The 12,118-nt window shown below is 64.5% G+C and carries 10 protein-coding genes; 7 read left to right on the forward strand and 3 right to left on the reverse strand.

Annotated features, from left to right (window positions below; all coding sequences use genetic code 11):
• Positions 1 to 6 precede the first annotated feature (6 nt).
• The gene (locus V3330_RS03565; protein WP_354694019.1) at positions 7 to 1,023 is read right to left on the reverse strand and encodes an efflux RND transporter periplasmic adaptor subunit; all 1,017 of its coding nucleotides are present in this window, start codon (positions 1,021 to 1,023) and stop codon (positions 7 to 9) included.
• A gap of 380 nt (positions 1,024 to 1,403) precedes the next feature.
• Here V3330_RS03565 and purU point away from each other — a divergent pair, with 380 nt between their 5' ends.
• The 5 genes from purU (at position 1,404) to V3330_RS03590 (ending at position 7,158) form a co-directional block, all read left to right on the forward strand.
• A complete protein-coding gene (gene purU / locus V3330_RS03570) occupies positions 1,404 to 2,270 on the forward strand; it encodes a formyltetrahydrofolate deformylase (RefSeq protein WP_354694020.1) in 867 nt (288 codons plus the stop codon).
• Between the two features lie 88 nt (positions 2,271 to 2,358).
• Positions 2,359 to 3,444, forward strand: coding sequence for a ketoacyl-ACP synthase III (locus V3330_RS03575; protein ID WP_354694021.1), 1,086 nt, complete (start codon positions 2,359 to 2,361; stop codon positions 3,442 to 3,444).
• Positions 3,445 to 3,651: 207 nt separating this feature from the next.
• Positions 3,652 to 4,890 (forward strand): thiamine pyrophosphate-dependent enzyme, encoded by a 1,239-nt coding sequence (locus V3330_RS03580; protein WP_354694022.1) that lies wholly within the window; start codon positions 3,652 to 3,654, stop codon positions 4,888 to 4,890.
• A gap of 1 nt (position 4,891) precedes the next feature.
• Positions 4,892 to 5,908 carry an alpha-ketoacid dehydrogenase subunit beta gene (locus V3330_RS03585; protein WP_354694023.1) on the forward strand — a complete coding sequence of 339 codons (1,017 nt, stop codon included), beginning with the start codon at positions 4,892 to 4,894 and terminating at the stop codon, positions 5,906 to 5,908.
• Positions 5,905 to 7,158, forward strand: coding sequence for a dihydrolipoamide acetyltransferase family protein (locus V3330_RS03590; RefSeq protein ID WP_354694024.1), 1,254 nt, complete (start codon positions 5,905 to 5,907; stop codon positions 7,156 to 7,158). The genes V3330_RS03585 and V3330_RS03590 overlap by 4 nt, the downstream gene beginning before the upstream one ends.
• Before the next feature lie 12 nt (positions 7,159 to 7,170).
• Here V3330_RS03590 and V3330_RS03595 read toward each other — a convergent pair whose 3' ends face one another.
• Complete coding sequence (locus tag V3330_RS03595) at positions 7,171 to 8,181, reverse strand: PDZ domain-containing protein (protein WP_354694025.1); 1,011 nt, start codon at positions 8,179 to 8,181, stop codon at positions 7,171 to 7,173.
• Positions 8,182 to 8,268: 87 nt separating this feature from the next.
• Positions 8,269 to 8,886 carry an arylesterase gene (locus V3330_RS03600; RefSeq protein ID WP_354694026.1) on the reverse strand — a complete coding sequence of 206 codons (618 nt, stop codon included), beginning with the start codon at positions 8,884 to 8,886 and terminating at the stop codon, positions 8,269 to 8,271.
• On the opposite strand from V3330_RS03600, the gene V3330_RS03605 reads away from it, so the two are divergent.
• A complete protein-coding gene (locus V3330_RS03605; RefSeq protein ID WP_354694027.1) occupies positions 8,885 to 9,589 on the forward strand; it encodes an ABC transporter ATP-binding protein in 705 nt (234 codons plus the stop codon). The two genes, V3330_RS03600 and V3330_RS03605, sit on opposite strands and share 2 nt — an antisense overlap.
• Positions 9,586 to 12,084, forward strand: coding sequence for an ABC transporter permease (locus V3330_RS03610; protein WP_354694028.1), 2,499 nt, complete (start codon positions 9,586 to 9,588; stop codon positions 12,082 to 12,084). The genes V3330_RS03605 and V3330_RS03610 overlap by 4 nt, the downstream gene beginning before the upstream one ends.
• The last annotated feature ends 34 nt before the right edge of the window (positions 12,085 to 12,118 follow it).

Genomic DNA, 12,118 nt, shown 5'->3' on the forward strand with positions numbered 1-12,118 from the left:
TCTGGCTCAGCCGGCTTCGACGCGTGAGGCCACGTTGACGGGTTCGCCGTCCCGCGCTTTCTGGGTGCCTTCGGAAATCACCCATTCACCATCCGCAAGCCCCTGCAATACTTCCACTTCACCGGGCCGGCGGCGGCCGGTGCGGACTTCACGCATTTCAACCAGGTCACCCGGCGTCACCACGAAAACGAACTGCTTGCTGCGTTCGGGCACGATGGCCTCTTCCGGCACCATCAGGGCCAGTACATCGTCCTTCAACAGAGACACGGTCAGAAACATGCCGGGCCGCAGGTAACCCTCCTCGTTCGGCAACAGCGCGCGGACCGTGACTGTTCGGGTCACGGGGTCCAGCCGGGTGTCGATGGTGGTGACCTGACCTTCGAAATGCTGGTCCGGCCAGGCCGCGCTGCGGGCCAGCACTCTCAAGCCCGGTTCCAGGCGGGCAACGAAAACCTCGGGCACGTCGAAATCGAGCTTGATTCGCGAAGTGTCGTCAAGCGTCGTAATCACGGTATCGGTATCTACCACAGCGCCCACACTGACCCGCCGCAGTCCGAGACGTCCTGAAAACGGGGCCCGGATGATGGTGTGATCGAGCCGGGATTGCGCCGCCCGAACCGCCGCTTCGTTGGCTTCGAACTGGGCCTTGAGCTGTTCGAGCTGGGACGTAGCCACCACGTTCGTGCGGTACAACTCCTCGGCCCGCTGGTACTGACTCCGGGATTCCACCAGAGCCGCTTTCGCGGCCGCCAGCTCAGCGAGCTGCTCGGCGTTCTCGAGCTCGACCAGCACCGTTCCCTGCTCGACCCATTGTCCTTCTTCGAAACGAATCGCCGTGATCGCGGCGGTGATTTCAGCGCGAACCTCGATGGCTTCGTTGGCGCGGGCGTTACCCAGGGCCTCGGCCGACAGCGGAAAGGCCTTGACCGCTGCCCGCGTGACGATGACATCCGGAGCCTGGGCCCAGGAGGTGGATGCAATGAGAAAGAATCCCGTGAACAGGACAAGAAGGCGCAATAACATCGGCGAGACCCAGGGGATCAATTCAGATTCCTCAATGATAACGGCTACAGGTCGGCCGCGGTTGTTCGAAATTGGGGCAATCTGACTCATTCGGGCCCGCTTCCCTCATCGCGTTCGGCCGGGCTGCGGTGGGTACGCCACACGGACCGCCGTTGCCGAAGAACCGGCTGGGGGCCGATTTCAACTGCACGGACAGACCGGGCGTCGCCACCGCGGTGCCAACCGGTATGACTGTTTTTCGGGAATCAAGTTCCCGTGCAGGCACCATCCGGCCGGCAGGCGCCATCGGATGCGCTGGAACAAGCGGCTGCGATACTGCATTATCACCACGCCACGCGGAATCTCGCCCGGTCCGCAGCGAACGAATCGGAAATACCTGCATGAAACGTAATGCTTACACGCTCAAGGCCAGTTGCACCGACACGGTGGGAATCGTGGCGGCGGTGACCGGCTTCATCGCCGACCGTGGCGGCCTCATCACCGAAATGTCGCATTTCGTCGATGACATGGCTCAGAAGTCCTTCATACGCACCGTATTCGAAGACGACGCGACATCGGACGACGAAACCCGGGCGCTGCAGGCGGCGTTCAAGGAGTCCGTGGCGCGGCGTTTCGCCATGACTTTCAGTATCATTCCTCCCAACCAAAAATTGCGCACGCTGATCGCGGTCTCCCGTCAAAGCCATTGTCTGAATTCCCTGCTCTATCGCTGGTCCGACGGGCACCTCCCCATCGAGATCACCGGGGTCGTGTCCAATCACGAGGATCAGCGTTCCCGGGTGGAATGGTATGGCTTGCCCTACCACCATTTCCGGATCGAACCCGGCCGCAAGCCCGAGCAGGAAGCCCGCATTCTGGACCTGTTCGAAGAAACCGGGTCGCAACTGCTGATCCTCGCACGCTACATGCAGATCCTGACGCCACATGCGTGCAGCGTGCTGGGTGGGCGGGCCATCAACATTCACCATTCGTTCCTGCCGGGCTTCAAGGGCGCCCGCCCCTACCATCAGGCTTTCGAACGCGGGGTCAAATTGATCGGCGCCACCGCTCACTATGTGAACACCGAACTGGATGAAGGCCCCATCATCGAGCAGGACGTCGTGCGAGTGGATCACACCATGACGGCCGGGGAACTCGAACGTCTGGGTCAGGATGTCGAGAGCGTGGTGCTCAACCGGGCCGTGCGCTGGCACGCGGAGCATCGGGTGTTCGAAAACGGGCATCGCACCGTGGTGCTGAGACATTGATGGGACAACTTGCCGCTCCACCCTCCCGAATTTCGGGTCTGATCGGGCCGTTGCCCGCCCGGCCGGATCCTCTCGAACGGAGTTCACCGTGAAAAGGTTTGCCGACATCACCGGTTGGGGCAAATGCCTGCCACCGGCCGTCATGACCAACGACGACATGGCTTCGGTCATCGATACCTCGGACGAGTGGATTCGAACCCGGTCCGGCATTCGCGAGCGGCGCGTATCGCACGTGCCACCCAGCGAACTGGCCCGGGTGGCCTGTGCCCGCGCCCTCGCCGCGGCCGGAAAGTCCCCCGAAGAGGTCGACCTGCTGATCGTGGCCACCTGCACGCCCGATACGGTCATACCAAGCTGTGCCGCGCACGTGCAGCGCAAACTCGGTGCCGTCAACGCCGCCGTGTTCGATCTCAACGCCGGCTGCAGCGGGTTCGTCTATGCCCTCAACACCGCAACGGCCCTGGTCCGCAGCGGCGGCTACCGCTGCGCCCTGGTGGTGGGCAGCGAACGGATCACCTGGTTTCTGAACTGGTCGTTGCGCGATACCGCGGTCCTGTTCGGCGACGGTGCGGGCGCGGTGGTGCTGGAGCCCACGGAGGCCGAATGTGGACTGCTGGACGCCCACCTGGGTTGCGAGGGTGAGGCCCTGGAAGCCCTGCACGTACCGAATTTCGGCACCGCGGGCGACCGCTTCGTCGAGCATTACGAAGTGTTCGGTGTGCAGTTTGACGGTCGCGAAATTTTCCGGCGGGCCGTCAAGGGCATGGCACGTGAAACCCGCATCGTTCTCGATCGGCTGAAACTGGATTTCGAGGACATCGATCTCGTCATTCCTCACCAGGCCAACGAACGAATCATCGAATCCCTGGCGCGGTACCTGGGCCTCGAAAGCGACCAGGTGGTGGTCAATATCGACCGCTACGGCAACACCTCCGCGGCCACCATTCCCGTGGCCCTGGTCGAGGCGCTGGAACAGGAGCGGATCAAGCCCGGGGACCGCGTACTGCTCGCGGCGTTCGGCGCCGGACTGACCCGTGCTGCGGCGTTGCTGCGATGGGGGGAACGGACCTCGCCACTGGGTGAAAGCTCCGCCTCGCTCCCGCCCTGCGAGAAAACCGCACTCGAAATCCTCACCCCCGCGATCGAAAGGACACTCGGCCCGCAGGGACGATGACGTGCCCACTCCGGAACCGGGCCCGGGTTGCACGCAAGCAACCCCCCGGGCCGGGGACGAAAATACGTATCCAAACCGCCGGCACGGAGAAATAGCGGATATTCTGGTTCAAATCTGAACATTACTCCGGGAGCCGGGCGTTTATAATTCGCGGTCGGCATCACGTACAATTGTCCAGTTCAGATTCAGCACAAGGAATTCCCTGGTATGAGTCAGAAACCCCGGATCCACATTCCCCATGCCTCGGCGCGCCCGGGCGAGAAACCCGACTTCAGTTATCTGAAACTGCAGGCTGCCGGAGAAGCCGAACGGCCTGTGACCGGCTCGCGCGTGGCCGAAATGGAGCCCCTGGCACACGGCCTCGTCCGCGTTTTGGACGATAACCACGTCGCCCAGGGCCCCTGGGATCCGGGACTCAGCCACGACACCCTGCTGGAAGCCCTGCGGCTGATGGTTCTGGTGCGCCAGTTCGATGACCGCATGCAACGCATGCAACGGCAGGGCAAAATCACGTTCTACATCCAGTCACTGGGCGAAGAGGCTGTCTCCATCGGCGCCGGCCTGGCGCTGCGGCCGACGGATATGCTGTTCCCGTCCTACCGCAACCAGGGCCTGTACATCATGCGGGAGACCGGTCTGGTCGACATGATGAGTCAGTGCCTTTCGAACACGCGCGATTTCTGCCGCGGCCGGCAGATGCCGATTTTCTACCAGAACGCCAAAGGCCGGGTCTTCACCATCTCCGGCAATCTGGCCACCCAGTACCCGCAAGCCGTTGGCTGGGCCATGGGGGCGGCGATCAAGGGCGAAGACGACATCGCCGCATCCTGGGTCGGCGACGGCAGCACGGCCGAAGCCGATTTTCACTACGCGCTGACCTTCGCCGCCGTCTACCAGGCCCCGGTGATTCTCAACGTCGTCAATAATCAATGGGCCATTTCGACCTTCCAGGGCGTGGCGGGCGGGGAACGCCGCCCGTTCGCCGCGCGTGGCCTCGGCCTCGGTGTACCGGGAATCCGGGTGGACGGCAATGACCTGTTGGCGGTTTACGCGGTCACCGACTGGGCGGCCCGGCGCGCGCGGGACGGCGGCGGACCCACGCTGATCGAACTCGTGACCTACCGTGGCGGCGCCCATTCCACCAGTGACGACCCCACCCGATACCGGCCCAGGGACGAATGGGATGCTTTTCCACTCGGCGACCCGATGGCCCGTCTGAAGGGCCACCTGATCGCACTCGGCATCTGGTCCGACGAACAGCATGCCGAGCTCGAACAAGATCTGAAGAATCACGTGACGGAGTGCTGGAAGGAAGCCTGCAGCTACGGCACGATGACCGAAGGCCCGTTCCTGGGCGTGCATGAGATGTTCGAAGACGTGTTCGAGGAAATGCCGCCACACCTGGAACGCCAGCAGGCGGAACAGCTCAAGCTGGAGGACGGGTGAAATGGCGCAGATGAACATGATCCAGGCCATCAACTCGGCCATGGACCAGGCGATGGCCAACGACCCGTCGGTGGTGGTCCTGGGCGAGGATGTCGGCTATTTCGGTGGCGTGTTCCGTTGTACCGACGGCCTGCAGAAAAAATACGGTGAACACCGGGTCATCGACGCGCCAATCGCCGAGGGCGGCATCATCGGCACGGCCATCGGCCTGGGAGTCAACGGTCTGCGGCCGGTGGCCGAAATCCAGTTCGCCGATTACATCTATCCGGGTTTCGACCAGGTGGTCAGTGAACTGGCGCGACTGCGGTATCGCAGTGACAGCACGTTCTACTCCCCGGTGACCATTCGCACACCCTGCGGTGGCGGCATCCGCGGCGGGCAGACCCACTCGCAGAGCCCCGAGGGCATTTTCACGCACGTCTCCGGGATCAAGACGGTCATGCCTTCGAATCCGTTCGATGCCAAGGGATTGCTGATCAGTGCGATCGAAAGCAACGACCCGGTGGTGTTCTTCGAACCCAAACGAATCTACAACGGTCCGTTCGACGGCGATCCGGACAAACCCGGTATTCCCTGGTCCAGTCACCCGCTGGGCGAAGTGCCCGAAGACTACTACACGGTACCACTCGGCAAGGCTTCGATCGTTGAGGAAGGCGACGAGATGACCATCATTACCTACGGGACCCTGGTGCACGTGGCGCAGGCCTCGGCCCGGGCGGCGGGAGTCAATGCCGAGATCATCGACGTGCGCACGCTGATGCCGCTGGACGTGGATACCCTGAAGGCTTCGGTGGAAAAAACCGGACGCTGCCTGGTGGCGCACGAAGCCACCCGTTTTTGCGGCTACGGCGCCGAACTGGTCGCGACCGTGCAGGAGGAGTGCTTCTGGTGCCTGGAAGCGCCCATAGAACGCGTAACCGGCTGGGATACACCCTACCCGCACGCATTCGAATGGCAGTACTTCCCCGGACAAAAACGCATGACCGCGGGCATTCGCAAGGTGATGGAGGCAGGATGAGCGAATACGTATTCAAGTTGCCGGATCTCGGCGAGGGCACGGTCGAATCCGAGATCGCGGAATGGATGGTCCAGGTGGGCGAAACGGTCGAGGAAGAAGACCCGATCTGCTCGATGCTCACCGACAAGGCCGCCGTGGAACTGTCCGCGCCGGTCACCGGAACCGTGGTCCGCGTGGCCGGCGAAGTCGGTGACATCATCCCGGTCGGCGCCCCGCTGATCGTCTTCGAAACCGATGCCGCCGTGCCCGAAGATTCGTCGTCAGGGTCCGGCACCTCCAGCGAAAACCCGGCCGAGGCCGCGGACACGACGGAGCCCTCCGGGGCGGTCGCGCCAGCCCCGGCGGCGGAAGCGAATTCCTCCGCACCCGGCGGCAAGGTACGCACGTCGCCTTCCATTCGCCGGCGCGCCCGGGATGCCGGCGTCGACCTGACCCAGGTCACGGGAAGCGGTCCGCGCGGGCGCATACTCAAAGCCGACTTCGACGCATTCGTCGCCGCCGGCGGAACGCCCGGTGGCGCGGCGGAACCGGCCCCGGGTGGCAAACGGGCGGTGGGCAGCACCGAGATCAAGGTGGTGGGACTGCGCCGCAAGATCGCCGAGCGCATGGACCAGGCCAACCGGGAGATTCCGCACTTCGCCTACGTCGAGGAAGTGGACGTGACCGCGCTGGAATCGCTGCGTCGTCATCTCAACGACCGACTCGACGCCGGCCAGCCCGGTTATACCGTTTTACCTTTCATCGGGCTTGCGCTGGCGCGGGTGCTGCAGGACTTTCCCCAGTGCAATGCCCACTACGACGCCGGGCGCAACGTGATCATTCGGCATCACGCGGTGCATCTCGGCATCGCAACCCAGACCGACGACGGCCTCAAGGTGCCGGTGGTCCGGCACGTCGAAGCCCGTTCACTGGCGGATCTCGCGAATGAAATCCGCCGCGTGTCCGGCGCTGCGCGCGACAACAGCGCCAATCGTGACGAACTGTCCGGTTCGACCATCACCCTGACCAGCCTCGGCAAACTCGGCGGCATCGTGAGCACCCCGATCATCAATCTGCCCGAGGTTGCCATCATCGGAGTCAACAAGGCCGTCGAGCGGCCGATGATCGTGGATGGCAAGGTCGAGGTCCGCCGGATGATGAACCTGTCGTCCTCGTTCGACCACCGCTTCGTGGACGGCTACGACGCCGCGGCCATGATCCAGGCGATGAAGGATCTGCTGGAAGAACCGGCGACCCTGTTCATCCGCTGATCCGTTAACGGTTCAAGCGAGGTTGGCGTCTCCCCTGCTCGCCGAGCGCGACCAGGACAGGGGAATCAGCGCCAGGGACACGAAGTAGAAGTCCTGGCCCGGCAGCACCGATTGCGGCGAGAACGCGGTCACCAGTTGGGCCACGGTCGCTGGCAGCAGTCCAAACACCGTTCCCCACAACATCCCGTTCAGGGCCAACGCACGACGCTGCGCCCGATCGGTGCGGCTGTAGTTGCGCAGGACCAGGAACAGGGCCAGCAGGAAATAACCACCGACCACCACGCCCGCCATCAGGTTGGTCACGGTATTCAACGCGCTGGTCGCCGTCGGAGTGAAAAGCAGGCGATAGGCCAGCAAGGCCCACAACACCACCGCCGGCAGGTACAGCAGGAATTTGCCGTACGCCCGCTCCAGCCAGGGTCTGCGCCGCGGAAAAACCAGCAGGAATTGCGCCATCGCGGCCACGCCGGACAGCATGAACAGGGTGGTCACGGTCAGCACCACCGACCGCAGGCCGGCCTCGGCAATGTACGGGCCACCGATGAACGCGAAGCTGAGCCCCACACCCATGACGGTGAGTACGCGCGTGGCTTCCGCGGGCCGGCGGTACCAGGCCAGCAACGGGAACAGCAGAAAGCACAGGCCGATGATCGAGGACGCCCGGCTCAATGACAGCGTCCGCGGCAACAGTGGGCCGAAACGAACGGCAACGGTTTGCGCCTCGCCGTCCCGCAGCACCGTGTAATTGCGGACTTCACCCGGCCGTGCCCGGGGCAGGCGCGCCAACGCCGCCGCATTCTCCGCGGAAATGTTTCCAACCCGGGTGATCACATCGCCGCGTAGCAGTCCGGAGGAAGACGCCGGGCTGTCCGGCAGAACCCGCACGATGGTATTGTCGCCATCGGTTTCGAAGCCTGCCTGGGTCGCCTGCGACAGGTCACACCAGCCCATCACGGACCAGCCGATGACCAGCGCGGCCAGCAGAATCGGCAACAACCAGCCTTCTTTGCGGGTTTCCTGCATCGCGAATCTCCCTTCAGAAACAGAATGCCCCGCAGGTGCCGGGCGACGGCGCGAGTATATCCGCCCGGGCTCTTCGGCGCAGTGGCCTCAGTGCAGCAGCGGCCGGAGCCGTTGCCAGACGATATCCAGAATTCGCGGCTGTGCCCGTGCATTGGGATGAATCCCGTCATCCTGCATCAGTTCGGGATCGAGTGCGACGCCCTCCAGGATGAAGGGAATGAGGGCGATGCCGAACTCCTCCGCCAACTCCGGGTACATCGCCCGGAAGCGCTCCGTATAAGTCCGGCCGTAGTTGGGCGGCAACTGCACGCCGGCCAGTATGATGTTCGCCCCGGCTTCGTGGCTGAGGGTGATCATGCTTCTGAGGTTCGACTCGGTTACATCGAGCGGCAGCCCCCGGAGACCGTCGTTGCCGCCCAATTCGATTATCACCGCATCGGGATGATGGGCTTCGAGCAGACGCGGCAGGCGCGCGAGCCCGCCCTGGGTGGTGTCGCCGGTGATGCTCGAGTTGAAAACCCGGCAGCGGTAACCATCTTGTTGGAGTCGGCCGGACAACAGTGCGGGCCAGGATTCGGACTGCTCCATGCCGTATGCTGCGCTGAGACTGTCGCCCAGAATCAGCACGAGACAGTCTTCGGCATCGTCGCTGGCGGATACAGGCCACGCGGCGACAAGAAACAGAGCGAGGATGATGCAACGCATGGAAACTCCCGAGCCCGTTTTACGGGCAGAACAACTGAGCAAGCAGGTTAGCAGCCCCGAGGGCAGGCTCACCATTCTCGACAAGGTCGATCTCGAAATTCGCCGCGGCGAGACGGTCGCCGTCACCGGACCGTCCGGGGCCGGCAAATCCACGCTATTGGGACTGCTGGCGGGGCTGGATGTTCCGTCGAGTGGCCGTATTAGCCTCGCAAACGTCGACCTCACAGCGCTGGACGAGGACGGGCGCGCCGCGTTGCGGGCCGAACACGTCGGATTCGTGTTCCAGTCGTTTCACCTCATTCCTTCCCTGACCGCGCTCGAAAACGTGATGCTGCCCCTGGAACTGGCGGGTGCCGACGATCCGGCCCAGGCGGCGAACGAAGCGCTCAAAACCGTCGGCCTGGAAGCACGCAAAGGCCATTATCCCCATCAGTTGTCGGGGGGCGAAAAGCAGCGCGTTGCCATCGCCCGCGCTTTCGTGGTGACCCCGGCCGTGCTGTTCGCAGACGAACCCACCGGCAACCTGGACCAGCGCACCGGTGAGACCGTCATCGACCTGCTGTTCCGGCTCAACCGGGAGACCGGCACGACCCTGATCCTGGTCACTCACGACACGGCACTGGCCTCACGCTGTGACCGGGTGCTGAAAATGGATGCCGGCCGGTTCATCGAACCGGCGCCGGCCGAACGCGTGTCGGCGTGACCTTTCGCGGCGGCAATCTGCGGCTGGCCCTGCGACTGCTGGTTCGCGACTGGCGCGCCGGCGAACTCACCGTACTCGCGGCGGCGTTGCTGGTGGCGGTAAGTGCGCTGACAGCCGTTGCTTTCCTGACCGACCGGGTCGGCCAGGCCGTGGCCCTGCGGGCCGCGGAATCCCTGGCCGCCGACCTGCGCGTGTCGTCCGCGCAGCCCATCAGCACCGAGTATCTCGAACGGGCCCGGGCGGCCGGCCTGCAAACGGCGGAAATCGCCAGCATGCCCAGTGTGGTTTTCGCCGGCGAAGCCAATACGCTGGCCGGGATTCTGGCGGCGGGTCCGGGTTATCCGCTGCGCGGCGAATTGCGCACTTCCGGACAATTGCTCGGACCGGTGCGAACCGAGGCAGGCCTGCCCGCGCCGGGCGAGGCCTGGGCCTCGCCACGACTGCTGGCCCGCCTGGGCAGCGACACCGGGACCGAGATCGAAGTGGGCGCGGCACTACTGCGGGTGACCCGGGTCCTCGACCACCGGCCGGATGAAGGATTTCGTTTCGCAGACCTGGCACCCACCCTGCTGATCAACCGGGCCGACCTGGATGCCACCCAACTCGTCCAACCCGGCAGCCGGGTGCGCTGGCGAATGCTGTTCGCGGGGACACGCGACGAGGTCGAGCCCTTCAAGTCGCGGCTCGAATCCTGGCTCGGCGACGGCGAACGGCTGGCCGACATCGAAGACACCAACCCGCAGATTCGCTCGGCCATGGACCGGGCGGGACGATTTCTCAACCTGGCCTCCCTGATTTCCGTGCTGTTGGCCGCCGTGGCCGTGGCCATGGCCGCGCGCCGTTACTCCCACCGTCATCGCGACCGCATAGCGCTGATGAAGTGCATGGGCGCCAGCCGCGGCGACGTGACGGTGTCGAGCCTGGTTCAACTGCTGGTGCTGGCCCTGGCCGGCGGTCTCGTGGGCAGCCTCGCGGGTTACCTGGCCCAACACGGCCTGGCCTGGCTGATGCAGGACCTGATCGGCTCCGCCCTGCCCCAACCCGGTCTGCGCCCGGCCACCCTGGGCATCGTGACCGCGGTGAGCATCCTGGCCGGATTCGCGCTGCCCGATCTGATGCAGATGAGCAAAACGCCCCCACTGAGGGTATTGCGACACGATCTCGGGCCACCGCCGCTGCGCTACACGGCCGCCATGCTGACCGCGGTGGGCGCCATCATCGCCCTGTTGCTGTGGATGGTGCGCGACCTGAATCTGGTGCTGGCCATCGTGGCCGGAGCCGCCGTCACCTTCGTTCTTCTGGGCCTGGCCGGCGCGGGTTTGGTACGCGGCCTCCAGCGTCTGCGCGGCGCCGCGGGCGTGTCCTGGCGTTACGGTCTCGCCAACCTGTCGCGGCGCGGACGTGAAAGTGTCGTGCAGGTCGTCGCATTCGGACTGGGTTTGATGGTCCTGCTGCTGCTGACCAGCGTCCGCAACGACCTGATGGACACCTGGCGCCAGGGGCTGCCGGCCCATGCGCCAAACCAGTTCCTGATCAACATCCAGCCACACGAGGTCGACCCGATGGCGGCGTTCCTGACCGGGCGGGGACTCGAGGCGCCACGCTTCGTGCCACTGGTACGGGCTCGCATGACCACCATCAACGGCGAGGACGTCACTCAGATCCGGTTCGAGGATCCGGAGGGCGATGAATGGGCCCGCCGCGATGCCAACCTGAGCTGGGCCGGCGAATTGCAGCCCGACAACCGCATTGTCGCGGGTTCGTTCTGGAACGGCATACCGTCCGAACCCGAAGTATCCGTGGAAAAGGATTTCGCGGCCGAACTCGGCCTCGGTCTCGGTGACGTGCTCGGTTTCGACGTTGCCGGCGAATCCGTGAGCGCGCGGGTAACCAGTTTTCGCACCGTCGAATGGGACTCGTTCAGTCCAAACTTCTTCATGGTCTTTTCACCGGGGACCCTCGACGAGTACCCCGCCACCTACATTACCAGCCTGTATGTGAACGACGCGCAACGCCACATTGTGCTCGACCTGATGCGCGCCTTTCCGTCGGTGACCGCCATCGATCTGGACGCTGCGCTGGCCCAGGTTCGCGACGTGATGGACAAGGCGGCCCTGGCCATCCAGGCGGTGTTCGTGTTCACCCTGCTGGCCGGCCTGACGGTCCTGTGGGCGGCTGTCCAGGCAACCCGGGATGAACGGCGGTACGAAAGCGCAATGTTGCGCACCTTCGGCGCGACCCGCCGCCGCGTGCTGGCCGGCGTGGCGGCGGAGTTCATCGCGATCGGGCTTCTCGCCGGCGTTCTGGCATCGACCGGTGCGGCGCTTGCGGGTTACCTGTTGGCGACGCAACTGTTTGAACTGGACTACGGTTTCAGCGCCTTACTGTGGCTGGCCGGGCCCGTGGCCGGCATGTTGCTGGTTGGCCTGAGCGGAATGGCTGCCACCTGGCGCGTCGTCACCCACGCCCCGGTGAGTGTGCTGCGGTCCGCCTGAACCGTATCGCCCCTCCCATGCTAATCTGCCAGCC

This window comes from Elongatibacter sediminis (assembly GCF_037892215.1).
Lineage (GTDB): Bacteria > Pseudomonadota > Gammaproteobacteria > Xanthomonadales > SZUA-36 > Elongatibacter > Elongatibacter sediminis.